The organism is Sorangium sp. So ce381 (assembly GCF_051473845.1).
GTDB classification, from domain to species: Bacteria; Myxococcota_A; Polyangia; order Polyangiales; family Polyangiaceae; genus Sorangium; species Sorangium atrum.
Genome location: NZ_CP150336.1, coordinates 3,835,657 through 3,858,335, shown reverse-complemented (window position 1 = coordinate 3,858,335; position 22,679 = coordinate 3,835,657). Strand labels below are relative to the sequence as shown.

At 72.0% G+C, this 22,679-nt stretch carries 19 protein-coding genes; 10 read left to right on the top strand and 9 right to left on the bottom strand.

Features of this window, described 5'->3' with window-relative positions:
- The first annotated feature begins 5 nt into the window (after positions 1-5).
- From WMF29_RS14630 to WMF29_RS14590, 9 genes are all read left to right on the top strand, one after another.
- Positions 6-782: an oxidoreductase gene (locus WMF29_RS14630; protein WP_437329413.1), complete on the top strand. Its 777-nt coding sequence runs from the start codon at positions 6-8 to the stop codon at positions 780-782.
- The gene (locus WMF29_RS14625) at positions 772-2,076 is read left to right on the top strand and encodes a Ni/Fe hydrogenase subunit alpha (RefSeq protein WP_437329412.1); all 1,305 of its coding nucleotides are present in this window, start codon (positions 772-774) and stop codon (positions 2,074-2,076) included. The genes WMF29_RS14630 and WMF29_RS14625 overlap by 11 nt, the downstream gene beginning before the upstream one ends.
- Positions 2,073-2,555 (top strand): hydrogenase maturation protease, encoded by a 483-nt coding sequence (locus WMF29_RS14620; protein WP_437329411.1) that lies wholly within the window; start codon positions 2,073-2,075, stop codon positions 2,553-2,555. Before WMF29_RS14625 ends, WMF29_RS14620 begins: the two co-directional genes overlap by 4 nt.
- A gap of 4 nt (positions 2,556-2,559) precedes the next feature.
- Positions 2,560-2,901, top strand: a complete 342-nt coding sequence (locus WMF29_RS14615; protein WP_437329410.1) for a hydrogenase maturation nickel metallochaperone HypA — start codon at positions 2,560-2,562, stop codon at positions 2,899-2,901.
- Between the two features lie 2 nt (positions 2,902-2,903).
- Complete coding sequence (gene hypF / locus WMF29_RS14610) at positions 2,904-5,279, top strand: carbamoyltransferase HypF (protein WP_437329409.1); 2,376 nt, start codon at positions 2,904-2,906, stop codon at positions 5,277-5,279.
- A 2-nt stretch (positions 5,280-5,281) separates the two neighbouring features.
- The gene (locus WMF29_RS14605; protein WP_272103886.1) at positions 5,282-5,527 is read left to right on the top strand and encodes a HypC/HybG/HupF family hydrogenase formation chaperone; all 246 of its coding nucleotides are present in this window, start codon (positions 5,282-5,284) and stop codon (positions 5,525-5,527) included.
- The gene (gene hypD, locus WMF29_RS14600; RefSeq protein WP_437329408.1) at positions 5,524-6,687 is read left to right on the top strand and encodes a hydrogenase formation protein HypD; all 1,164 of its coding nucleotides are present in this window, start codon (positions 5,524-5,526) and stop codon (positions 6,685-6,687) included. Before WMF29_RS14605 ends, hypD begins: the two co-directional genes overlap by 4 nt.
- Positions 6,684-7,712, top strand: a complete 1,029-nt coding sequence (gene hypE, locus WMF29_RS14595) for a hydrogenase expression/formation protein HypE (RefSeq protein ID WP_437329407.1) — start codon at positions 6,684-6,686, stop codon at positions 7,710-7,712. Before hypD ends, hypE begins: the two co-directional genes overlap by 4 nt.
- 248 nt (positions 7,713-7,960) lie before the next feature.
- Entirely contained in the window at positions 7,961-10,318 is a 2,358-nt protein-coding gene (locus tag WMF29_RS14590; RefSeq protein WP_437329406.1) for a DUF2169 family type VI secretion system accessory protein, read from the top strand.
- Between the two features lie 88 nt (positions 10,319-10,406).
- On the opposite strand, the gene WMF29_RS14585 is transcribed toward WMF29_RS14590, so the two are convergent.
- The 7 genes from WMF29_RS14585 to WMF29_RS14555 all read right to left on the bottom strand — a co-directional run bounded on the left by WMF29_RS14585 (position 10,407) and on the right by WMF29_RS14555 (position 16,540).
- Positions 10,407-11,231, bottom strand: a complete 825-nt coding sequence (locus WMF29_RS14585; RefSeq protein WP_437329405.1) for a DUF4123 domain-containing protein — start codon at positions 11,229-11,231, stop codon at positions 10,407-10,409.
- 14 nt (positions 11,232-11,245) lie between these two features.
- The gene (locus WMF29_RS14580; protein WP_272103715.1) at positions 11,246-11,602 is read right to left on the bottom strand and encodes a PAAR domain-containing protein; all 357 of its coding nucleotides are present in this window, start codon (positions 11,600-11,602) and stop codon (positions 11,246-11,248) included.
- Between the two features lie 19 nt (positions 11,603-11,621).
- Positions 11,622-13,628 (bottom strand): type VI secretion system Vgr family protein, encoded by a 2,007-nt coding sequence (locus WMF29_RS14575; RefSeq protein ID WP_437329404.1) that lies wholly within the window; start codon positions 13,626-13,628, stop codon positions 11,622-11,624.
- A 147-nt stretch (positions 13,629-13,775) separates the two neighbouring features.
- Positions 13,776-14,609, bottom strand: coding sequence for a class I SAM-dependent methyltransferase (locus tag WMF29_RS14570; protein ID WP_437329403.1), 834 nt, complete (start codon positions 14,607-14,609; stop codon positions 13,776-13,778).
- Entirely contained in the window at positions 14,606-15,016 is a 411-nt protein-coding gene (locus WMF29_RS14565) for a hypothetical protein (protein ID WP_437329402.1), read from the bottom strand. Before WMF29_RS14565 ends, WMF29_RS14570 begins: the two co-directional genes overlap by 4 nt.
- A 454-nt stretch (positions 15,017-15,470) precedes the next feature.
- Positions 15,471-16,286: a hypothetical protein gene (locus tag WMF29_RS14560; RefSeq protein WP_437329401.1), complete on the bottom strand. Its 816-nt coding sequence runs from the start codon at positions 16,284-16,286 to the stop codon at positions 15,471-15,473.
- Positions 16,283-16,540: a hypothetical protein gene (locus WMF29_RS14555; protein WP_437329400.1), complete on the bottom strand. Its 258-nt coding sequence runs from the start codon at positions 16,538-16,540 to the stop codon at positions 16,283-16,285. The genes WMF29_RS14560 and WMF29_RS14555 overlap by 4 nt, the downstream gene beginning before the upstream one ends.
- Positions 16,541-17,372: 832 nt before the next feature.
- Between WMF29_RS14555 and WMF29_RS14550 the strand changes: the two genes are divergently transcribed.
- On the top strand, positions 17,373-18,794 hold the full coding sequence (locus WMF29_RS14550) for a hypothetical protein (RefSeq protein WP_437329399.1): 1,422 nt from the start codon (positions 17,373-17,375) through the stop codon (positions 18,792-18,794).
- A 223-nt stretch (positions 18,795-19,017) separates the two neighbouring features.
- On the opposite strand, the gene WMF29_RS14545 is transcribed toward WMF29_RS14550, so the two are convergent.
- Positions 19,018-20,751: a glycoside hydrolase family 43 protein gene (locus WMF29_RS14545; protein WP_437329398.1), complete on the bottom strand. Its 1,734-nt coding sequence runs from the start codon at positions 20,749-20,751 to the stop codon at positions 19,018-19,020.
- 483 nt (positions 20,752-21,234) lie between these two features.
- On the bottom strand, positions 21,235-22,632 hold the full coding sequence (locus WMF29_RS14540) for a sigma-54-dependent transcriptional regulator (protein WP_437329397.1): 1,398 nt from the start codon (positions 22,630-22,632) through the stop codon (positions 21,235-21,237).
- Positions 22,633-22,679: the final 47 nt, after the last annotated feature.

Here is a 22,679-nt window from a genome sequence, read left to right as displayed (position 1 = left end):
GCGCCATGGCGCGCGGCGCGAAGCCGAAGCTCGCCGTGTGGAAGTTCGCCTCGTGCGACGGCTGTCAGCTCAGCGTCCTCGACCTCGAGGACGAGCTCCTGGCGCTCGCCGCCGCGATCGACATCGCCTACTTCAAGGAGGCCACGAGCCTCGAGCGCGAGGGGCCGTTCGACCTGTCGCTGGTCGAGGGGTCGATCACGACGCCCGCCGACGCCGAGCGGATCCGCGAGGTCCGGCGGCTGTCGAAGTCGCTCGTCACGATCGGCGCCTGCGCCACGGCCGGGGGCATCCAGGCGCTGCGCAACTTCGCGGATGTACGTGAGTTTCTGTCGGTCGTGTACGCCTCGCCCGCGTACATCGAGACCCTCGCCACCTCCACGGCGATCGCCGACCACGTCCCCGTCGACTTCGAGCTGCGCGGCTGCCCGGTGGACAAGCGCCAGCTCCTGGAGGTGATCAGCGCCTTTCTCCACGAGCGCCGGCCCAATGTCGCGAGCCACAGCGTCTGCGTCGAGTGCAAGAGCCGCGGCAACGTGTGCGTGATGGTGACCGGGACGCCTTGCCTCGGCCCGGTGACGCACGCGGGCTGCGGCGCGCTCTGCCCGACCTACCAGCGCGGCTGCTACGGCTGCTTCGGGCCCATGGAGGCGCCGAACATGGAGTCGCTCTCGCGCGCGTTCCGGGCGGCGGGCGTGCCGGAGCGCGACCTCGTGCGGCTCCACCGCACCTTCAACGCGAACGCCCCGGCGTTCCGCGCGGAGAGCGAGCGGCATGAGCGCTGAGACGCGCACGATCGCGGTCGACTACCTCGCCCGCGTCGAGGGCGAGGGCTCGCTGACGCTCGTGATCGAGGACGGGCGGGCGAAGGAGGCGCGCCTCTCGATCTTCGAGCCGCCGCGGTTCTTCGAGGCGTTCCTCCGCGGCCGGGGCTACGCGGAGGCGCCCGACATCACGTCCCGCATCTGCGGCATCTGCCCGGTCGCGTACATCACGAGCGCGTGCCGCGCGATGGAGGACGCGCTCGGCATCGAGCTCGGCCCCGAGCTCCGCGCGCTCAGGCGCCTCCTCTACTGCGGCGAGTGGATCGAGAGCCACGCCCTGCACGTCTTCCTGCTGCACGCGCCCGACTTCCTCGGCTACCCGGACGCGGTCGCCATGGCGCGCGATCACCGCGACTGGGTCGCGAAGGGCCTCGCCATCAAGAAGGCGGGCAACGCCATCGTCGCGCTCCTCGGGGGCCGCGAGATCCACCCGGTCAACACCCGCGTCGGCGGCTTCTACAGCGCGCCGTCCCGCGCGGACCTCGAGGGCCTGCTCCCCGAGCTGCGCGCCGGGAGTGAGCGCACGCGCGCGTGCCTCTCCTGGATGGCGACGCTGCCGTGCCCGGAGCTCGATCGGCCCTACGAGTTCGTCGCGCTCCGCAGCGACGACGTGTACGCGATCACCGAGGGGCGCCTCGTCTCCTCGGGCGGGCTCGGCATCGAGGTGCGCGACTACGACGCACATTTCATCGAGGAGCACGTCTCCTGGTCGACCGCGCTGAGGTCGAGGATCCACGGCAGCGGCAGCTACCTGTGCGGCCCGCTCGCGCGCTTCAACCTGAGCTTCGATCGCCTGCTCCCCGAGGTCCAGGACGCAGCGCGCGCCGCCGGCCTCGCCCTCCCGTGCCGCAACCCGTTCCGGAGCCTGCTCGTGCGCCTCGTGGAGATCCTTCAAGCGTTCGAGGAGTCGATCCGGATCATCGAGGCGTACGCGCCCCCGCCGGCGCCGTTCGTCGCGCCTCCTGCGCTCCGCGCGGGCACGGGCTACGGCGGCTCCGAGGCGCCGCGCGGCTTCCTGTACCACCGCTACACGCTCGACGCCGAGGGGACGATCCTGGACGCCAAGATCGTCCCGCCCACGTCGCAGAACCAGCTCTCGATCGAGGAGGACCTCTGCGCGCTGTCGCCGTCCTTGGCGTCGCTGCCGCTCGGCGAGGCGACCGCGCGCGCCGAGCAGGCCGTGCGCAACCACGACCCCTGCATCTCCTGCGCGACGCACTTCCTCACCCTGCGCGTCGAGGAGGCGCCGCGGTGACCACGCGGATCATCGGCCTCGGGCAACGCGCCGCCGGGGACGACGCTGCCGGCCTCGCCGTGCTCGAGGCGCTGCGCCGCCGGGGTCTGCCGAGCGACGCGGAGGTCGTCGAGGCGAGGGACACGACCGCGCTCGTCGCGCTCCTCCAGACGCCCTCGACGGTCGTGGTCGTCGACGCCGTGCTCGCGTCGCCGCCCGGGGAGGTGCTCGATCTCTCGCCCTCGGACCTCGCCGCCGGTGCGCCTGTCCCGGTCTCGACGCACGGCCTCGGCGTCGGGCAGGCCATCGAGCTCGCTCGCATCACGGCGCCGGACCGGCTCTCACCCGACATCCGCATCGTCGGCGTGAGCATCGGCGGGCGCAGGGCGCCGTCACGCGACCCGGAGCCCGGATCGATGGACGAGCCCGGCCTGTCGCCCGACGTGGCCGCGGCGGTCCCCCGGGCTGCCGCCCGCGTCCTCTCGTTCCTTGGAGGGTGACCCCGTGCACGAGTCCTCCATCGCTCGACAGCTGCTCTCCGCCGCGCTGGACCGCGCCGCGGCCGAGGGGGCGACGCGGGTCGTCTCGGTGCGCGGCTGGGTGGCCGAGGCCGAGGCGCTCTCGCCGGAGAGCCTCTCGCTCCACTTCGCGGCGCACGCGCGCGGCACGCCGGCCGAGGGGGCGCGCCTCGATCTGCGGCTCCACCGCGTCGAGGCGCGCTGCCTCTCCTGCGGCGGCACGTACGCGCCCGACCATCACGTGCTGCTCTGCCCGCGCTGCGGCGGCGACCAGGCGACGCTCCTCGGGCGTTTGGGGCTCGGCCTGGATGCCATGGAGGTGGAGTAGCCGTGCCGCGCCTCGCGCTCCGCGTGGACGGCATCGTCCAGGGGGTCGGCTTCCGGCCGTTCGTGTACCGGCGCGCGTCCGCGCTCGGCCTGGGCGGCTGGGTGCGGAACCGCCCCGGCGGGGTCGAAATCGAGGTGCAGGGGCCGGAGCGCAGCCTGCACGCCTTCATCGCCGGCCTGACCCGCGAGCCCAGCGCGCCCGCGCGCGTCGAGCGCATCGAGATCGAGCGGCGGGCCGAGGAAGATGCCGGCCCGTTCCAGATCCTCGCCAGCGAGGCGGGGAGCGGGGCGCGCCCGTCGGTGCCCGCGGATCTCGCCGTCTGCGAGGAGTGCGCCCGCGAGGTGGACAGCGAGACCGGCCGCCGCCGCGGCTACCCCTTCACGAGCTGCGCGCAGTGCGGCCCCCGCTACACGATCCTCTCGGGGATCCCGTACGACCGGGCCAGGACCACGATGGATCGCTTCCCGATGTGCCCCGCGTGCGCCGCGGAGTACGCGGACCCCTCGGACCGGCGCTTCCACGCGGAGCCCATCGCCTGCCCTGCATGCGGCCCGCGCGTCCAGCTCGTCGCCGCAGCCGGAGACCCGCTGGAGCCCGGCATTCGGGGCTCCGGGTCGCCTGATGGCGCGCTCCGCGAGGCCGCGGCCGCGGTGCTGGCGGGGAAGGTGGTCGCCGTGAAGGGGCTCGGTGGTTTCCACCTGCTGGTCGACGCGACATCGCCGGACGCTGTCGCGCTCCTGCGCCGGCGGAAGCGCCGCGACGCCAAGCCGTTCGCGGTGATGTTCGGCTCGCTCGACGACGTGCGCGGCGCCTGCCGTGTGTCTCCCGCGGAGGCGGACGCGCTGCGCGGCCCCGAGGCGCCGATCGTGCTGCTGCGGCGCCTCTCGCCCGCCGCCGCGCGGGTCGCCGTCGCCGACGCTGTCGCGCCGGGGACGCCGCGCCTGGGTGCGCTGCTGCCCTACACGCCGCTCCACCGGCTGGTGCTCCAGCTCGTCGGTCGGCCCGTGGTCTGCACGAGCGGCAACCTCTCGGACGAGCCTATCTGCACCGACACATCGGACGCGCTGGAGCGCCTGAGCGGCATCGCCGACCTGTTCCTCGTGCACGACCGGCCGATCGTGCGCCCCCTCGACGACTCCGTGGCCCGCGTCGGGCCGGCCGGCGTCGAGCTCCTCCGCCGCGCGCGCGGCTTCACCCCGCTGCCTCTCCCGCTGCGGGTCGACGCCCCGCCGATCCTCGCCCTCGGCGGCCACCTGAAGAGCACGACGGCGCTCTTCTTCGACGGCCAGGTGGTCGTCAGCCAGCACCTCGGCGACGCGCACACCGCGGAGGGCGCCGCGCTCATCGAGCGCACGGCCCTCGACCTCGCGCGCCTGTTCCGGGTGCGGCCGGAGCGCGTCGCCTGCGATCTCCACCCCGACTACGCGTCCAGCCGCATCGCCGAGCAGCTCGCGGCGGCCTTCCGCGCGCCGCTCGTCCGGGTGCAGCACCACCACGCGCACGTCGCCGCCTGCGTGGCCGAGCACGGCCTCGACGGACCTGTCCTCGGCCTCGCGTGGGACGGAGCCGGCTACGGGCTCGACGGCGCCCTCTGGGGCGGCGAGGCGCTGGTCGTGGACGGGGCGTCGTTCCGCCGCACGGCGCACCTCCGCTCCTTCCCGCTGCCGGGCGGCGAGCGCGCCATGAGGGAGCCGCGCCGCTCCGCGCTCGGCCTGCTGTGGGAGCTCCGCGGCGAGGGCGCCCGGGACCACGCGCGCTCCTGGTTCCGCGAGGCCGAGCTCGGCCCGCTGCTCTCCATGCTCGCGCGCGGGACGAGCTCGCCGCGCACGACGAGCGTGGGGCGCCTGTTCGACGGGGTAGCGGCGCTCGCGGGCCTGCGCGGGGCGGCGAGCTTCGAGGGGCAGGCCGCCATGGAGCTGGAGTGCCTGGCCGAGGCGGCCGGCGCGCAGGCGGGCTATCCGCTGCCGCTGCGCGCCGGCGCGCCCGGTGTGCCGGCGGTGCTCGACTTCGGACCGCTGATCGACGCGGTGCTCGACGATCGGCGTGACGGCGCGCCGCCGGGCGTCATCGCGGCCCGCTTTCACGCGGCGCTCGCGGACGTCGCCGAGGCGCTCGCTGCCGCGAGCGGCCTCGGGCGCATCGTGCTCGCGGGCGGGTGCTTCCAGAATGCGCTCCTCGCCGCGTCGATCCGCGAGCGCCTCGCGGCGCGAGGCGTGGAGGTCTACGCGCCGAGGCTCTACCCGCCGGGCGACGGCGGCCTGTCGCTCGGCCAGGTCCTCGTGGCCGCGCGGCGCGGTGCGGACGCGGAATCGGACGTGGAATCGGACGTGGAATCAGACGTGGAATCGGACGTGGAATCGCACGCGATGGAGATGTGACGATGTGCCTCGGCATCCCCGGCAAGGTCCTCGGCGTCGCGGGTGGCGATCTCCGGCTCGGCCGCGTCGCTTTCGGCGGGATCGTCAAGGAGATCTGCCTCGCCTACGTGCCGGAGGCGGAGGCCGGCGATTACGTGATCGTGCACGCGGGCTTCGCCATCAGCCGCATCGACGAGGCGTCGGCGCGACGGACGCTCTCCTACCTCGACGAGCTCGGCGCGGCGCGCGAGGGGGAGGAGCCGCGATGAAATTCATCGACGAGTACCGCGACGCTCAGCGCGTCGGGCCGTACGTGGAGGCGATCCGGCGGGTGGTCTCTCGCCCCTGGGCGATCATGGAAGTCTGCGGCGGTCAGACGCACGCCATCGTCCGATTCGGCCTGGACGAGCTCCTGCCTCCGGAGATCTCGCTCCTCCACGGCCCTGGCTGCCCGGTGTGCGTCACGCCGGTCGAGCTCATCGATCGTGCGCTCGAGATCGCCTCGCGGCGCGAGGTCACGTTCTGCTCGTTCGGCGACATGCTGCGCGTCCCCGGATCGAGCGACGACCTGTTCGCGGTGAAGTCGAGGGGCGGCGACGTGCGCATCGTCTACTCGCCGCTCGACGCGCTCGCGCTCGCCGAGCGCCTGCCGGATCGTGAGGTCGTCTTCTTCGCGGTCGGCTTCGAGACCACGGCGCCCGCGAACGCGATGGCGGTGTTCCAGGCGCGGCGCCGCGGCATCCGGAACTTCTCGCTCCTCGTGTCGCACGTGCTCGTGCCGCCCGCGATGGAGGTGATCCTCCGGGCGCCGGATCGGCGCGTCGACGGGTTCCTCGCCGCGGGCCACGTGTGCACGGTGATGGGCATCGACGCTTACCGTCCGCTCGCCGCCGAGCACCGCGTCCCCATCGTGGTCACGGGCTTCGAGCCGATGGACATCCTCCAGGGCATTTTCATGTGCGTCCGGCAGCTCGAGGAGGGCCGCACCGACGTGGAGAACCAGTACGCCCGCTCGGTGCGCGAGGCCGGCAACGAGGCCGCGCAGCGCATGATCCGGGAGGTCTTCGAGATCGTTCCCCGGACCTGGCGAGGCATCGGTCCCATCGCCGGGAGCGGGCTCCGGCTCCGGGCGCCGTACGCGGACCACGATGCAGAGCGGCGGTGGGCGCCGTCAGGCGAACCGGAGCCCCGAGCGTCGGACCGCGGTTCGGGGCGCAGGGCGCCGTCAGGCGACCCGGAGCCCCGAGCGTCGACCAACTGCAAGAGCGGCCTCGTGCTCCAGGGGGTGATCAAGCCGCCGGACTGCCCCGCGTTCGGCACACGCTGCACGCCGGAGACCCCGCTGGGCGCCACGATGGTCTCCTCGGAAGGCGCGTGCGCGGCCTACTACCGTTACCGGAGGGCGGCCCCGCCGTGCGGTTCGAGATGAGCTGCCCCGCGCCGCTGCGCGAGAGGACGATCCAGCTTGCCCACGGCGGCGGCGGGCGGCTCATGCGTGAGCTCATCGAGCGCGTCTTCCTGCCCGCCTTCGACAGCGCTCCTCTCTCGACCCGTCATGACGGCGCCGTGGTGCGGCTCGGCGGCGCGTCCCTGGCGTTCACCACGGACACCTACGTCGTGCATCCGCGCTTCTTCCCCGGAGGCGACATCGGCAAGCTGTCCGTCTATGGCACGGTGAACGACCTGGCCATGACGGGCGCCCGGCCCGCTTACCTGAGCGCCGGCTTCATCGTCGAGGAGGGGCTGCCCATCGGCGAGCTCCAGCAGATCGCGCTGTCGATGCGCGCTGCTGCGGACGCGTGCGGGGTCGAGCTCGTGACGGGCGACACCAAGGTGGTCGACCGGGGCAAGGGAGATGGGCTGTTCATCAACACCGCCGGCATCGGCGTGGTGCCCGAGGGCGTGGTCATCGCGCCGCGCCGGGTCCGGCCGGGCGATGCCGTGCTCGTGTCCGGCGACGTGGGGCGGCATGGGATCGCGGTGCTGTCCGTGCGTGAGGCGCTCGCGTTCGAGGAGCCCGTGGAGAGCGACTGCGCGCCGGTCCAAGGCCTCGCTGCGGCGCTGATCGACGCGGGGATCGACGTCCACTGCCTGCGGGATCCGACCCGGGGCGGGCTCGCGGCCGTATTGAACGAGATCGCGCTCGACGCGGGCGTCCACGTCGAGGTGGAGGAAGCGCAGATCCCCGTGGAACCTGCGGTCCTCGGGGCGTGCGAGCTCCTCGGGCTCGACCCGCTTTACGTGGCGTGCGAGGGCCGGCTCGTCGCGTTCCTGCCGGAAGCCCAGACGGAGCGCGCCCTGGCGAGCCTGCGCGACCACCCGCTCGGCCCGGGGGCCGCGCGCATCGGTCGGATCGTCGGGGACGGGAAAGGGAGCGTTGTCCTGAGGACCCGGCTCGGGACCCGGCGCACGCTCGATCTGCTCTCCGGCGAGCAGCTCCCGCGGATCTGCTGAGGCCGCGGATCGGAGCGCGCGGAGCATTCGTGTCGGGCGAGCCGTGCAGGGCTGAGCGACACGGCGCCGTGGGCGCCGAGATCGTTGCCCGTCGAGCTGGTCACGACCTCATCACCCCATGTCGTGCGCGCTTCTTACCTATCTTGCTCTATGTCCACCGAAGGAGCGTGTCCCCGCCATGGCGAGCGGCGATGTCGGCGGTCGCCTCGTAGTCGAGCCGCCGGAGTGGTGGTACCGTCGGCCCACCTATGGATGTCGTCTCCGACGGGCCGCTCCCCGTCGCCTCGCTCCTCTGGCAGGTGCGCTCCTTGACCTGGGTGCTCACCGTCGTCTGCAAGGCGACCTTCACGCTCGCGCCGGGCGAGTCGCCGCTCGCGCCCGCGCAGGAGCCGATCCGCGAGCGCGACGCGCACCTGGACGACGACCCCGCGCGCAGCCTGATCGAGGCGAGCGATCTCGCGCCGCTCAAGCAGGGCGCCGATGTCGTCCTCGTCGGCCACGCCCACGCGCCCGGCGGGAGCCCCGCGCGGTCGCTGATCGCGCGGATGGCGGTGGGCGAGATCGATAAACCCATTCAGGTGTTCTGCGATCGCCTGTTCACCCAGGAGGGCGAGCTCCTGGAAGGAGCGCACTTCACGACGATGCCGCTCGCCTACGAGCGCGCCGCGGGCGGGCCGGACACGGACAACCCTGCGGGCATCCATCGCGAGGCGCGCGACGCCCGCGGCAGGGCCGCCGTCCCGAACCTCCTCCCCGTGGATCGGGCCGTGACCAGCCTGGACGACCCCATCGCGGCGGTGGGCTTCGGGCCCATCGGCCCCACCTGGCCTTTGCGGCACCGCAGGCTCGGCAAACACGCGGCGGCCTGGTCGTCGGGAGCGCTCCTCTCGAGCCCGCTGCCGGAGGATTTCGACCGCACCTTCTTCAACGTCGCTCCGCTCGATCAGCGCCTGCTGCAGCTCCGCGAGGACGAGCAGCTCGTGCTCGAGAACCTCCATCCCCGCCACCCGCGCCTCGTCACCAGCCTTCCCGGCGTCCGCCCGCGGGCGACCGTCACCGGCCGCGCCGGCGGGCCGCGCGATCTCTCCATGCGCTGCGACACGCTCCTGATCGACACCGATCGCCTCCTCTGCACGCTGACCTGGCGAGGCCAGCTCCCGCTCGCGACCCCCAAGGAGTCAGGGCAGATCCGCGTCTCGCTGGAGCGGCCGGCGAGGCAGGCGCCCGCCGAGGCAGCCACCCCCTCGGCCCCGGGGCCCCAGCCGCCGCCGCGGGTGGGCCCGGCCGGGCCCAAGGTGAAGCCTCCCTCCCTCGGCCCGTCGACGTTGACCCTCGACATCCACGCGAAGTCGCCCGACGCGCCGCAGGCGACGATCATGCCCTTTCGCGCGGGACCGCCTGCGCCGCCCCCCCCCGAGGCGCCCGCTCCGCGGCCGGCCGAGCCGCCCCGTTTCCGGTCGAAGCGGAGCTCGATCGAGGGCGAGACCGGCGACATCACCGAGGAGGCGACGAAGGTGCCTCTCCCCTTCGTCGCCCCGTCCTCGGCGCCGCCCCCCGCCGCCGCATCCAACACCCCTCCTTCGAACACCCCTCCTTCGAACACCCCTTCTCCGATCCCTGCCCCGCCGATCGCCAGGGCCTCGCCCGGCGAGCCGTTGAGCCCCTGGGCGGCCGGCGCTCCGCAGCCCGGGTCGGGCGCCGCGGGCATGATCCCGCACGCGCCGGCGGCGCCGCAGACCATCGGCGCGATGTTCGCGGGCACGGGCGGGGCGGCGGACGCGAGCGCCTCGTTCGCGCCGGCGGCGGCGCGGCGGGACGCGCTGACGCTCGTCTGGTTCGATCGGAAGAGCGTGCCGCGCATCGTCCGCAAGCCGGCCTGGCAGCGCCTGCTCGACGCGATGGAGGACGAGCCCCTCGATCCGGAGGCCGACGATCCGGCCCTCTCCGACGAGCCCGCCGAGATCGAGGATCGGGCGCAGGTCTTCGAGATCCTCGATCGCGGCGCGGCCACCGACGTCGCGGGCGTGCACGGGGCGCTCGCGCGCGCCGCCGGCAAGCGCGGCATGCCGCTGCCGCCGCTCGAGCTGGTCGAGGGCGAGCTCTCGCTGTCCTTCGACGAGGTCGAGACGCTGAAGGCGCTGGTCTCCACCGCGACGCCGCTCGCGACCGGCGACGACGCGCTCGCGGCGGCGCTCGAGACCGCCGAGAGATTCCTCGCCACGCCGGGCGTCTCGACCGCGCCCGCCGTGGCCGCAGCGCTGTGCGGGAGGATCCGCGAGGCGCTCGCCCACGGAAAGAGAGGCCGGGTGGAGCTCGCGAGCGAGCAGGTGGAGCGCGCGCTCCTGGAGCAGCGGCACTACCAGAAGCGCAAGGTGCTGGGCGGGCCGCACCTGCGCGCCCTCTTGCACGTGGCGGGAGAGACGCAGCCGCTCGTGATCTACCTGCCGGCCTCGATCGCCGAGGCGCTGCCGCTCTCGGCGCGCTTCCGGGCGCGGGCGATCGCGGCGGTGCACCCGGCGATGGACGAGCGGGAGGCGGAGCCGGTGGCGCTCCAGGCGGTCGCGCTGGGGCGGGTGGTGCAGGTCAGGCAGAGCCGCGCATCATGAGGTGACGACAGCGGGAGAGGCGCTCGCGCCCCCTGCCCGTCCGCGGCCCGCGATGGCGGAGGTCCTCGACGCTCGGCGCCCAGCGCCGTCAGCCGCACCCGAGCCGCAGCACCTCGCCCGCCTCGCCCTCGACAAGGAATCCGCCGATCTCCGTCCCCACGATCTCGCTCCGCTGCCTCACCGAACACGACGGCAGGAACGACCGCAGCACCCGCGGATCGTAGAAGCGGAAATAGAGCCTCTTCCCCGTCTCTTCATCCCTCACGATCAGCGACCGCCGCAGTCTCTGCCGCACTTCTCGGAGCGGCCTCCGCCCGGTCAGGTAGACTCCCCAGCTCTCGCCCCACCCCTCGTTCACAAGCACCGGCAAGAGCGCCGACCCCTTCTCGATCCGCACGAGGTGCGGCGCCGCCCGGGCCATCGCCTCGCCCGCGACCCCCTCGAAGAGCGAGCGATTCTCCTCTTCGCAGGCGCGCAGCAGCGTGAGGATGCGCCGGTCGCGGGCGGCGTCGAGGAGGGCGAAGAGCGGCTCCGGCTCGCTCTGCAGCGCCGCGAGCGCGGCGGCCCGCGCGGCGAGCAGCTCCTGCGACGGCGGCGGGCGCGGCAGCGCGGGCGGGAGATCGGCGCCCTGATCGTCGGGCACGAGCCGCAGCAGGAAGTGGGTTTGCCCCGCGACGACGAGGGCGCCGTCGCCGATCGTGGCCTCGGCGACCGCCTTGCCGTCGACCTGCGTCCCCCGGCGGCTCCGATCGAGGAGCCTGCAGACAGCGCCGTCCCAGGCCACCTCGAAGTGCACAGGCGCCATCTGCTCGTCCTGCGAGATCACGAGTCCGGCCCGCCCGAGGCGCCCCACGCGCAGCGCCTCGCCGGCCTGGAGGCGCACGCGCCGCCCGGCGAGCAGCCCTGATGTCACGTGGAGCAGCGCCTTCACCCGGCGCCGCCCATCCGGCAGCTCTCGCAATCGAGGAATGGAGTCCCCGACGCGGACGCGGCGAGCAATGCGTCGATCTCAGGGGTCGAGCCGATGTTCACCGTCGGACACCCGGTCACGATCGCGCCCTTCGGCGCCGTCTCGTCGCCGAGCCGCGCGGCCATGGCGCCCTCGATGAACACGGTCGCCGAGCCCTCGACGATCGCGGCGCTGGCCGGGCACGCGGCGCGGTCGCCGACCCGCGCCGCGGGCTGGAAGCCGATGTTCACCGTCCTGGCCGACGTGACGATCGGCGTGGGCCCAGGGTGCGTCTGGCAGGTGTGCAGATCGGTGAGGCGCGCGGCGGCGGGCATGATCTCGCTCCTCCTCGTCTCAGGGAGACGGCGTGTCCTTGGGGTGCGCCTCTTCGGCCTGGAGCGGCGCCGCCGGGTTCGCGCCCTGGCCGGCGCCCGGCGCGCCGCCGCTGTTGATGTTGACGACGGTTCCCACGATGTCGACGCCCCCCGGGTGGATGTCGATGAAGCCTCCAGGCCCCTTGATGGTGAGCCGCTGGCCCGCCTCGAGCACCAGGGTCGCGCCCGCCTTGATGTGGAGCTGCCCGCCGGCCTCGAGCGCGTGGTTCCCGCCCACACGCTCGTCCCGGTTCACGGCGACCGTGAGCGACACCGAGCCGTCGACCGCCTGTCGCTGATCCAGCTTCACGTGCACGTGGTCGCCCCCGTGGACGAGCTGTTTCCGCGCGCCCTTCACGACCACGTGCTCGTCGCCTCCCACGGTGCTCCGCTTGTGGCGCGCGGTGCGCTCGACCTCATCGCGCTTGACGAGCTGGTTCCTGTCGCGCTGCGCCTGCATGTAGACGAGCTCCTGACCCGCCTGGTCCTCGAACTTGATCTCGTTGTAGCCCGCGCCGCCGGGCGACGAGCTGCTCTTCCAGGTGCTCACCGTCTTGTGATCGGGCAGCTTGTACGGCACGAGCTCACGGCCGTTGAAGGCGCGCCCGGCCACGATGGGGAGGTCGGGATCGCCGTCGAGGAAGGCCACGAGCACCTCCTGGCCGACGCGGGGGAGCATGAACATCCCGAAGCCGGCTCCCGCCCAGCCCTGGCTCACGCGCATCCAGCACGAGCTGTTGTCGTCGAGCTTGCCCTCGCGATCCCACGGAAACTGCACGCGCACCCGCCCGAGCTCGTCGGTGTGGATCTCGGCGCCCGGCGGCCCTACCACGGTCGCGCTCTGCAGCCCGGGCGCGACCGGCCTGGGCGTCTTGCGCGCAGGCCGGTACGGGACCTTGGAATCGGCGAAGAGCGCGCGCCCGCGCACGCTCCACGGCTCGTCGAGCGAGGCCGCGATCTCGAGCTCGGCCACCATCAGCGGCCCTTTTCCCACCTCCGGGTGCGGGTGCTGATCGACGGAGAAGACCCGGCCCGGGTAGAGGTCGATCACGTTGGCCTCGAAGAGCACGGCGCGCTTGTCGGCGCGCATCGCCGCGAGGACCCGTGTCGACAGATCGGCTCCGTGCTTCGGGTCGTGGCGGTAAACGCCCTTGGCGTCGCCGACGGGCGCGCCGCCCCCGGCGCTCGCGGCGAGGAACGCGCCGGGCTCGTAGCGGTACTGCTCGTACTTCGCCTCGGGCGCGGGCGCCGGGGGCGCCTCGCCGGTGAGCGCGAACGAGGGTTTGCGGAAGTCGTGGCCGCGGATCGTGCTCGCGCCGGGCCGGACCTCGTGGCCGAGCCGCACCCTGGTGACGAACTCGCGCTCCGATGTCTCGAGGGGGTTGTCGACGTAAGGCAGCGGCGGCCCCGGCCGCAGCGGCTCCGACTCGAGCTTGTCGCTCAGGGTGAGCTTGGCGTCCTTCCCGCTGTCCGGGAAGGTGTAGGCGATGCCTGCCTCTTCGAGGAGGCGACAGAGAAAGGCGTGGTCGCTCTCGCCGTGCTGGACCTTGTACTCGAGCCTGGGATACGCGCCGCGATCGATCTTCCACGCCGGCTCGATCGCCCACTCGCCGAGGAGCGCGTCGACGATGTCGGGGATGGAGAGGTGCTGGTAGATGCGGTGTCCGCGGCGCTGGGTGAGCAGCCAGAGGCGCGGCACGATGCGGAGGTAGTATGTCGAGAGCCCCGTCGGCTCGGCCTGCACCTGCTCCACGTGGCTGCACACGCCCTGCCAGAGCCTGCTGCTCAGCCAGTGGAGGTGCTCGGCGTCGGGCTGGATCTGGAGCGACGCGCTCTGGCCGACGAGCGGCTCCAGCTCGAGATCCGAGAGCCTGGACCGGGCCCACACCGAGACGGTGAAGAGCTCGGAGACGGCCTCCTGGATCACGACACGGCGCACGGAGAGCGAGGCCTCCCCGGACTGGAACGAGAGCTCGAAGATCGACATTCGGATCGGTCCTGGGTGCGAGCGCCGCCGCGGGAGGCTGCGGGGAGCGGATGGTAGCCCACCTCAGGAGAGAACGGGGACGTGGCAACGGGGTCGAGCGAATCGGGCCGCACCGGAGCGCCGCGCTCGTCGAACACGGGGCCGGGGTCAGCCGCCGCGTCCCCACGAGTGCGCCGGGGCGAGCCGCGCCTCGAACCAGCAGAACGTCTCGCGCACCCGGAACGCGCCGCCGTCGCCGTGCTGCTCGGCGAACCGCGAGAGCGCCGCGGGCTCGACGGTCCGCGGGTCGAACCGGTCGTGGGTCGTCGCCTGCCACCACCTCAGCAGCGCGTCGAGCGTCGGATACACGTGAGTTCCATGCTGCTCCTCCAGGCGGAGCAGCTGCAGCCCGGCGCCCTCGACGTGGTGCGCGAGCGCCGCGGCCTCCTCGAAGGCGAAGTCCCGCAGGATCCGCTCCCCCGAAGGGTCGGCGAGCCGCGAGAGCTCCCCGACGAGCGCAGGGAGCGACGAGACGCACTGGACGAGGATGCGCCCCGCGGGGCGGAGCAGGTCGCGCAGGAGGCGGAGGACCGCTCGCTTGTCGCGGATCCAGTGGAACACGAAGTTCGAGAAGACGAGATCGAAGGGGCGGTCCCGGACGACCTCGCCGAGGGTCTCGGCCGCCGCCACCTGGAACTCCAGGTTGGGCGCGCCGGCGGTGCGCCGGGCGAGCTCGATCCGCGCCTCGTCCGGATCGATCCCCAGGACGCGCCCGTCGGGGCCCACGAGCTCGGCGAGCTGCCGCGTGAGGCCGCCGGTGCCGCAGCCGAGGTCGAGCACGAGCTCGCCCGGCCTCACGCCGGCGAACGCGATGAGGCGCTGGCCGCGCCCCCTCTGCCAGAGGCTCGCGTTCCGGTAGGCCTGCGCGGCGCTCGACGCGGCCACGGCGGGCCCCCTCACGCCGGCGTCCCTGTCGAGGTTCCGAGGAAGGTCACGTCTCATCTCGCCCCCCCGTCATCGAAGCGCACGGCGATGAGGTAGCCAGAGCCCCGGACCACGTTCGCGGAGTGCGGGACGCCCGGCGGGATCCAGATGCTCGTGCTCTCGGTGACGTGGTGGACGCGGGAACCGAGCTCGATGCGGTACTCGAGGCCCGTGGGATCAGGGAGGATCACGTTGATCTCCGGGCCGTCGTGGGTGTGCAGCGCCGTGTAGTCCCGGCGCGCCGCCTCGGCGCTGTCCACCCGGTGGATCGCCAGGTGAACCGGGAACCCCGCGGCGAACGACCTGCGGATGCACTCGACGTCCTCATGAAACGCGACAGAGGACAGCGGGCGCGGCACGTTGGCGCGGAGGAGCGCCCCGTCGATCGGCTCTTCGACAGAGAGGGACCTCGTGAGGAGATTCATTGTCGTCATCGGTATCGGCGCAGACATCATGACGCTCCGCTCCGTGTGATGGCGCGGCGGTGCCGCGCGCCCCTGGACGGGTGTTGCGAGCCATCGAGTCATCGAGTCATCGAATCATCGAATCATCGAATCATCGAGTGACTTTGCAACGCGCATGCCGCCAGGCGCGCCCTCGCCGGCGTGACGTGGATTGGGGCAGCGCACGCGTACCGATGGGGCAAATCCGGCCGAACTAGGCGAGCCGCGGCGCGCGCTGGCCAGCGGGTCGACCTCTCCGCCCGGCGAGCCGCCGTGACATGTCACACCCCCGGCCGTGACAGCGGCGCGACATGTCACGGCCGGGGGCGTGACATGTCACACCCGATGTCACGCCCTCACCGTGACATCGCGCGCTGCCTGGAACGGTCTGCGCCTCGGCGACGGCTCCCCTGCGGCATGTACCGCCCCCCCGTCGTCAGTCGGTGATCGTCTCGTATTGCAGCATCGTCCCGCACGCCGCGGCGAAATACCCGAGGAGCAACATCATGTCCACGCCCGGCCCGAACGCCGTCATATTCGCCGAGGAGAAGAACGCGAACAGGATGTCTCCCGCGGCCATGAGCGCGCAGCCCGCGAGCAGCGATCCCCAGATGGCCCACACCTTGCCGCCGCGGAAGGCCCGGGTGATCCGCAGCATCACCAGCGCGGGGACGAGCGCGATCAGATCGAGGATGGGATAGGCGATGTTGATGAGCCGCTCGCCGAGCGGCACCGGCGCGCGCGCGATGGGGGCGAGCACGGGATAACCGACGATCGCCATCGCCGCCGCCGCGCCCGCGGCGATGCCGAGGTGCTCGCGCGCGCTGCCGACGGGGAAGCCGGCGGCGCGGTACACGAAGACGAAGCGCGCCGACGCGGCGATCAGCAGCGCATATCCGAGGAGGAACGCGGCGTCCGCGATCGACGGCAGCGGCGTGGGCGCGCGCGCGACGAGCGGGTAGTACACGAGCCCGACCTGGCCCAGGGTGAAGAGCGCGAGCCAGGCGCCGAGGAGGAACCACGGGCCGCGCGCCGGGTTGTCGCGCTCGAGGCGCGCGGCGCTGCGCAGGCCGAACACGGCGGCGACCGCGAGGCACGCGAGCCGCACGAGCGGACCCACGGTATCGACGACCGGCGTGGGGAGGAGCCGCTCCGAGAGCGCCGCGGCCTGCGGCACGAGGCGCGGGACGTACACCGCGCACACGATCGTCACCACCACCGGCGCCACGCGGCGAACGGGGACTCGCGTCATGGAGCTCCTCCCGGCGCGCCGATGGCGGCGCGCGCCTGGTCGAGGATCCGCTGCGCCTTGTCGCGCCCGACGAACACGCCGAGCCCCGGCGCGACCGCGGCGAGCAGGCGCTCCACGTCGGCCGGGGACAGGCGCCCGTGCTTGAACCCCAGCTTGTCCGCCTGGCTGCGCACGGCCGCGCGCGCCATGTTCTCGCCGAGGTACGGCGCGAGCACGTGCACGAGCTTCTTGATGACCTCGTCCGCCGGAAGCATCGCCTCGCTCAGCAGCGACGCGCCATGGCAGCCGGGTGCTCGCCCTGGCAGACGACGTGGAGGTTCATGGGGGCGGTCGCACGGTAGATCGCGTCGCGCGAGAGGGTCAACGAGCCAGAAGATGCGCCCGCGGGCCGCCCGACATGCTCCGTGACGATCGCCGAGAGCTCATCGAGCAGCCCACTCGCGCGCCGGCGCCCGAGAGCCGCGGCGCTCGCGCCGCAGGGTGAACGCGATACCCTCCTTCAGGGTTCGAGGCGTCACGAGGCCGCCGAGGCGCGTCCAGGGAGCCGACCAGCGGCATCGCGATGACCTGATCCGTCACCGGCCTGAGCGGGGTCGACAGCTCATGACGACGATCAGCCATCGGTACAGCTTCACTTTTCCAGGCGGAAGCCGGATGGCGCAACGCGCCTTTCATCACCTGGGGTGAGCGGCGAATCACCCTTGACTTATTAAAAACTCTTTACTTTCCCCTCCCCAGCGGCTCATTCAAAGACGGCGACGATCGTTTCGCAGCAAATTTACACCCGCTTCTCCGCTCGAAAACCTCGTGCTACGCAAATGCTACCGGCGGTTGGCCGATGCTCCATCTGGCGTCTGGCTCAGCGGCCGCGCGGAAGCATGCGCCCGGCACCCAGCGGTCCGGCATCCAGCGGTAACGAGGAGCACCATGCGAATCAACGATCAGGCAGGTCCGTCCACCGTGTCATTGGGCAAGATCTCGCAACGCACATTCGGATTACTCTCGTGCATTACCGCCTTGGTGCTGGGAGCCTGTAGCGGCGAAGATCCCGACGCCGGGGGCACCGGTGGAGCAGGCGGCAGCGACGTGCCCACCTCCACCTCGACTTCCTCGTTGACCGGCACCGGCACCGGTCCCGGCGCCAGCACCAGCGGCGCCGGCGCCGGCGTCCCCTCCACCTCCACCGCGACGACGGGCTCCTCCTCGTCCACCGGAGATCCCGCCGGCGGCACCGGCGGATCGAGCGGAACGGGCGACACGCACCCGAAGGATCATTGCGTGGACGGTTACGATCCCCATCCCACCGACGCGACGATGAAGGACGGTTCGGCGGAGTTCGTGAAGAACGGCCAGATCGATCTCACGGTTCAGCCGGAAGTCATCTCCTGGATGGAAGAGAACGAATGGCAGGCCGCCCACTTCGAGTGGCATAGCATCCGGCGCTGCACCGGCGGCATGGGCATGAGCAGGGTCAATATCTGCAAATCCGCGGTCCCGGTCCCGGCGGATCAGGAGTGCAAGAGCACGGGCGACGGCTTCCAGTTTCTCGCCATGCACCGGCACATGATCCAGTCGCTGAAGCAGCTCTGGCCGAAGCACTCGGAGCAGTTCGAGGGCTTCAAGAAGTTCCCCACGACGGCGGAGGAGGTGCCCCAGCAGTGGAGATCGGACTTCAAGCCCTGGAGCGCCACGACGCTCGCCAACGCGAAGATCGGCGACGAGATCGACAAGCCGGAGAACCTGAGCCGCTTCCCGGACGAGGGCGCGCTCGGCATGTGGCTCCAGTGCTTCGCCGGCCAGGCCATCCCGGGCACCAACCAGCAGGCCAGCGGCCTGCACGGCGATCTCCACTTCAAGTGGGTGCGCTCCCAGAACACCGACCACGGCCTCGGCAACCAGTTCACGAACATCGACAACTACATGTTCTGGAAGCTGCACGGCTGGATCGACAATGTCTGGGAGAAGTACCGTGTCGCCAAGGGCATGTCGCCCACCGATCAGAAGCTGAAGGACGCGGTCGCCGCCCAGTGTTACGAGATGGACGCGATCGCTCAGGTCATCAATCCCGACCTGACGCCGGATCCGGATCCCGGAAATCCCCTGCCCGAGGAGTCCGGCGTCTTCCACGAGACCGTCCGTCCTATCTTCGAGAGCGCGATCCACAAGTGCAGCGGCTGCCACGCTGCTCCGTCGACCGGTCCGCAAGCAGGTCTGTCGCTCGGCGGCGACATCAGCTCGGCGGACATCGTCGCGGGCCTCGTCAACAAGACGGCCAAGGGCGGCGGGCAGTTCAAGCTCGTGGTCCCGGGAAACCCGGACCAGAGCTGGCTCTACCTCAAGGTCGCAGGGACGGCCGGGAACGCCGGATGCAGGCCTTCCGCCGGCGGCACCTGCCAGACGGGCGTCATGCCGCAGGCCGCGGACGGCAAGCCGAGCCTGACGAGCGCCGAGCTTTCGGCCCTCCGCAGCTGGATCCAGAGCGGCGCGCCCGCGCCGACGAAGAAGTAGGCTCGCCCCGCTCCGCCCTCCCCGCGGCCCGCTGCATGAGCGGCCCCTGGGGGGCAATCCCCCGTCAACACGCGCCTCTCCATCGCCATCGATGAACGCCGCCGGCTCGACGCCGCCCCACACGGCGCACGAGCCGGCTGGCGATCCAACGCGCCCTCGAGCGGGCCCGTGGGGCTCTCGCTCTCGGTCACGCCGATGACCATGCAGGCGGTCGGCTCGCATCTTACGGCTTGGTTACCTCGAAGGACGCGACCTTCACCGAGCCGCCCAGCGACTGCGTGGCGTAGTTGAAGATGCCGAACCGGTAGCCGAGGAAGTACTGCCAGTTCTTGTTCATGCTGAGCGTGTTGCCCAGGTTGGTGAAGCGGGTGCCGTCCGTGCTGTAGGAGAAGCGCGCCTGCGCGCCGCCGCCATCCGAGCGGACGTTGGCCTCCACGCGCAGCCAGATCTTGCCGCCGGACACGTCGGCGCCAGCCGCCTCGGTGCCCTTGCCCGTCGTGGCCCAGGAGGTGTTCATGTTGACGCCGTTGGTCATCACGACGCGCGCTCCCCCGCTGGTCTTCTTGACCCCGATCCACGCCGATACGTCGCGCAGGGCGGCCAGGCCGGCGACGTCGCCGTTCTGCATCTTGCTGTAGTCGAGCTCGATCGTCCCGATCGAGACGGGCCCTTCGATACGGCGCGTCAGCGTGTTTCGAGCGGCGTACAGATCGTCGGTCACCGTCGCCGTCTGCAGCGTCAGCCCAGCCCCTGAGGACCACTTGGTGCTGTCGGGGTTGTGGTTCCACTCCCACTCTGGACGCAGGGTCGCCTCCGCGAAGGTGTCCTTGGTCACAGGCGGCTTCACTCGATTCGATCCGCAAGGCAGGTTCGGGAAGGGGTACGTACCTCCCCACTTGCCGTCCACCAGGGTGAGCGAGGGCCAGCCGTCTTTCCAGGTCATCGGTGCCATCACCGGGATGCGGCCAGCCGGGTACGAGTCATTGAATCCCAGGTAGTACCAGTCGCCGTTCTGCGTCTGGACGATGCCGCCTTGGTGCGGGGAGCCGCCGGAGCCCGGAGCGCCGGCGTAGGGCAGCCTCACCGCGAAGGGCCGCAGCTCGTAGGGACCAAAGGGCCCCTTCGTCGAGCGCAGCACATACTCACCGTTCGCGTATTGCGTGGTGAAGATGTAGTAGTTTCCATCCTTCTTGATGAAGCGAGAGCCCTCCAGCGGTCCGGAGAGGTCGCCCGGCGTCTGGAACACCGTCTGACTCTTGACCTGGCTGAAGCCGTCCGCGCTCAGCTGCGCCACGCTGATCGTGTTGTTTCCGGAGGCCACGTACATGGTGTCGTCGTCGTCGATCAACAACCCCATGTCGTAGTAACAGCCACCCTTGTGCTTTTCCCACGGACCTTCCGGGGACTTGGATGTGAAGACCCAGCCGCCGCCCTTGTTGTGCATGCAGCCCATCCAGTAGAAGGTCTTGTTGCTCTCCCGGTACTGGAGCGTCGACGCCCAGATGCCGTTGACATAGGATCGACCCCCGTTCAGGTCGTACGACGGGTCGACGTCCAGCAGAGGAACGGAGTGTGAAACGTACTCCCAGTGGACCAGATCGTAGGAGCGGAGCAGGGGCGCGCCCGGCGCATGGTGGAACGTGGACGCCGTGTAGTAGTAGGTGTCGTCGACGCGAATGACCTCGAGGTCGGGGAGGTCCTGCCAGAGGAGAGGATTGGAGTAGGTCTCGGGGCAGACAGCCGGGGCGCCGCCGCCGTCGCCGCCGTCACCGCCGCCGCCGGTACCGGGGTCACCGCCTCCGGTCGCGTCCGAGCCTCCGCTGGCGCTCGTCGAACCGACGCTCGTCGTCTGGCCATTGCTCCCGCCCGAGCCGCTGCTGCTCGAAACGCCCATCCCGGGGCCGGTCGTCGCGCCCGTGGTGCCGCCGCCGCCGCTGCCGCCATCGCCGTCGCCCACCTGCGACTCCCCGCTACACCCTGCAAGGAGAGCGAGAAGACAGACAGCGGACGCCGTACCGCCTGCACGTCGGTTGAGAGAGCGGGTGCTGGGAGGTTGGGAAGAGAAGTGCATGGTCATGGCCCGATAAGAGGTGTCAGCGTTGAGCGCGCGGCGCGCGGCTTTCAGAAAAATGAAAATGAACGCGTCCAGGCGACGCTGCTCCTTGGCCGGGACGACCCGCCGTGGTCGCGCGGCGGCCGCCCTGAAGCATCGCCACAAGTCTTTCGGGGGAGTTCACCGGGAGGTGAGAAGACGGGGAGTCAACTCCCACCAATCTCCCCGCCTCCCCGTCTCCCTGTTCAATTTTCCGCCAAGAATGCCGAACCCAGGAGGGGCCTGGTCAGGTCACCGCCCTGCCCGAGCGCACCTGAGTCAATTGTGAACGTTCACATCAAGCGAGTCAACCCAAATTGACAGGCGCGCGTCGCCGTCGATGGCGGCTCAGGATCGCGGCCGGGGGATCCCGAGCCGCTGGCGCCGCTCCCACAGCGCCTTGCGGCTGATGCCGAGCCGGCGGGCGATCTCGGTCTCCGTCAGCTCGTGCTGGTGCTCGAGGACGAAGCGGCGGAAATAGCCCTCGAGGGAGTCGGACGGGGGCTCTCCCTCGTGCGCGTCCGCGGCAGGCCCGGGCGGAGGCGGTTGAGGGGGCGCGTCGAGCCCGAGCAGCTCCAGCCCGATCTCGCTCGCATCGGCGAGGACCGTCGCGCGGTGAACGGCGTTCTCCAGCTCCCGGATGTTGCCAGGCCAGGGGGCCGCCGCGATGGCGGCGCGCGCCTCCGGCGTCAGCGTCAGCGGCGCGCGGCCCATCGCCCACGCGCGCCGCCTCAGCAGCGACTCCGCGAGGCGCACCGCATCGCCCGGCCGCTCGCGCAGCGGCGGGAGGCGGATCTCGAGGACCCGCAGCCGGAAGTAGAGGTCGCTCATGAACGATCCGTCGCGCACCATCGCCACGAGATCTCGGCGCGTCGCCGCGATGAGGCGCACGTCGACGCGCCGGGCGCGGGTCGCGCCCACGCGCCGCACCTCGCCCGTCTGGAGGAAGCGGAGGAGCCGCGCCTGGACCTTCGGCGGCAGCTCGCCGATCTCGTCGAGCAGCAGCGTCCCGCCCTCCGCGGCCTCGCACAGCCCGGCGCGCGCCGAGATCGCGCCGGGGACGGCGCCGCGCTCGTATCCGAAGAGCTCCCCCTCGATCTGCCCCTCGGGGATGGCCGCGCAGTGGACCGGAACGAACGCCATCTGCCGGCGCGGGCTCAGCCGGTGCACGGCGCGGGCGAGCGTCTCCTTGCCCGTGCCGCTCTCGCCGAGGACGAGCAGCGTCGCCTCGCTCGGCGCGACCTTGCGCACCCGCGCGAACACCTCCCGCATCGCCGCAGAGCCGCCGACCATGCCCTCGAGCTCGTCGTCTTCCGATGTGGGCGGCGCGGGCGGCACGGGCGGCGCGGGCACCGAGGCGCGCGGCGCGACGTCGGACGGCGCGCCCCGCTCCGAGCGCGCGCCGGGGAGGTGGTGGTCGACGAGGGCGACCAGCTCGGCGTGATCGAACGGCTTCGACAGGTAATCCGCGGCGCCGCGCTTCACGGCGTCCACGGCCGCCTTCACCGTGGCGTAGCTCGTCATGAGCACGACCGGCGCGCCGCCGCACTGCCCGACGAGCGCGGTGCCCGGCGCCCCCGGCAGGCGCACGTCGGCCAGCACCAGATCGAACGTGCGCAGATCGTGATCCGCCGAGGCATCCTCGACCGACCCCGCCTCGATGACGTCGTGACCATGCCGAGCGAGCAGCCGCCGGAGCTCCGTCCGGATGACGACCTCGTCCTCGACCAGCAGGATCCGGCTCACGGCGCCACCTCGATCTCGCGCCTCGCCCCGATCGCGGCCGCCGCCAC